Genomic DNA, 260 nt, shown 5'->3' with positions numbered 1-260 from the left:
CCGCAGGATATGCGCCCGCAGCGCGTCGAATTCCTGCTCGGCGACGTCGCTGAACAGCGGATCCTGGTCGGGCGTCCCCGTTGCCGCGATCTCCGCCCAGTCCTCGGGCTTCAGCGCCTTGACCGCGACGGGAAAGAAATCGCGCTCCTCCATCGCAATATGGGCGCGCTCGGCCTCGATGAAATGGCGAACGATGGCGTCGACTTGCTCCCGGACAAGCTCGCGATCGGCGAGAACGCCGTCGATGGCCTGGGCCACCC

General features: G+C 66.9%; 1 protein-coding gene. It reads right to left on the bottom strand.

What is annotated here, in order from left to right; genetic code table 11:
* The coding region (locus tag RMT89_RS43890; protein WP_315889343.1) for a hypothetical protein at positions 1 to 260 on the bottom strand (260 nt) is incomplete at both ends.

Source organism: Streptomyces sp. P17 (assembly GCF_032436805.1).
In the GTDB taxonomy this organism is placed as follows: Bacteria; Actinomycetota; Actinomycetes; order Streptomycetales; family Streptomycetaceae; genus Streptomyces.
Note: the sequence above shows the minus strand (reverse complement) of the source record. Positions and strands in the feature narration are given on the sequence as shown.